Annotated in this window: 1 protein-coding gene; it reads left to right on the plus strand. The window is 72.4% G+C overall.

The features are described from left to right. Positions 1-1,177 (plus strand): ASKHA domain-containing protein (locus FVW20_RS15025; RefSeq protein WP_196610239.1); only part of this gene is annotated, 1,177 nt, incomplete at its 5' end. Between the last annotated feature and the right edge of the window lie 326 nt (positions 1,178-1,503).

The raw sequence follows: 1,503 nt of genomic DNA on the forward strand, positions 1-1,503 counted from the left end.
CGATCTGACCCTGGCCGCCGTGGCCCGCATCGCCGCCGGGTTGCCCGGCCCGGTGCGGGAACTGTGCGTGGCGGGCAACTCGGCCATGACCGCCATCCTGCTGGGCCGGGACGTCTCCGGCCTTGCCGCCGCCCCCTACCGGCTGGACTATGCGGGCGGCACTGTGGAAATCCTGCCCGGACTGGCAGACTTGCCCGGCTCGACCGGCGGGGCCGACGGGGCCGACGGGGCCGACGGGGCCGACGGGCCGGAGGTATGGATTCCCCCGCAGCCCGCGCCCTTCGTAGGCGGCGACGTGGGGGCAGGCATGACCGCGCTGCTGTACGGCGGATTGGCCGCCGTGACCGATGCAGGCGCCTCGGCCAGCACATTGCAGGCCGCAGGGCCCGCCCCGGCCCCCGCCGCATCGCCCCGCTTTCCCTTCCTGCTGGCTGACCTGGGCACAAACGGGGAATTCGTGCTGGCCACCGGGCCGGACAGCGCGCTGGTGACCAGCGTGGCTCTTGGCCCCGCGCTGGAGGGCATCGGCCTGTCCTGCGGCGGGGTGGCCCAGCCGGGGGCCATTGCCTCGTTCACCCTCGGCCCCGCCGGGCTTGTGCCCACCGTGCTGTCGGAAGACGACGGCACCCCCGCCGCCCCCACCCACCTGTGCGGCACGGGCTATCTTTCGCTGCTCCGGGTGCTGTTGCGCGCCGGGCTGCTTGACGAAGACGGTCGCTTCGTGATGGAACCGCATTCCCCGCTGGCGCGTCGCCTTGCCGCATCACTGGTCGAGGTGCGCGGCGAACGGCGCTTGCCCCTTCCCGGGGGCTTGCATCTTTCAGCGGGCGACATAGAAGAGGTGCTGAAGGTGAAGGCCGCCTTCTCCCTGGCCTACGAACGCCTGCTGGCGGAAGCAGACATGCCCGGAACGGCGCTGGACGCCGTGTATCTTGCCGGGGCGCTGGGCGAGCACGCCCGCCCCGATGACCTCGAAACACTGGGATTTCTGCCCGCAGGGGTGGCCGGGCGCACGCGGGCCGTGGGCAACGCCTCGTTGCGCGGGGCGGAACTGCTGCTGTTGCGGCCCGAACTGCGCGCGCGCATCAATGCATGGCGCACCGGCTGCCGCGTGGTGGACCTGACCGCCGCCAGCGATTTTTCCGCCGCGTTCCTGCGCCACATGCGCTTTCGCTGACACGGCGCAATGGTACGGCACTGACAGCACGGCACCGCAGCATGCCGCCACGGCAGGCAGAACCGTCCGCAAACAGGCCCCAGCCGCACTCCCACCGTGCGGGCGGAAAGCCGCAACAGCCTGACAGGCCGCACCGCAATGGTGCTTCCAGCCGCCCCGGTCCCCCGTATCAGCAGGACCACCAGCGGCCCCCCGAACACCGGAAAGCCCGGCCGGCCACGTGCCCGCCCGCTTCCACCGATTCCGAGTACTCACGATCCGGGCGGCGCACAGCGCAAACCGCCCGCAGCCGCGCCCGCGCACCACGCCGGACGCCACGACACCGG

The sequence above is a fragment of the Nitratidesulfovibrio oxamicus genome (assembly GCF_015731765.1).
Lineage (GTDB): Bacteria > Desulfobacterota > Desulfovibrionia > Desulfovibrionales > Desulfovibrionaceae > Cupidesulfovibrio > Cupidesulfovibrio oxamicus.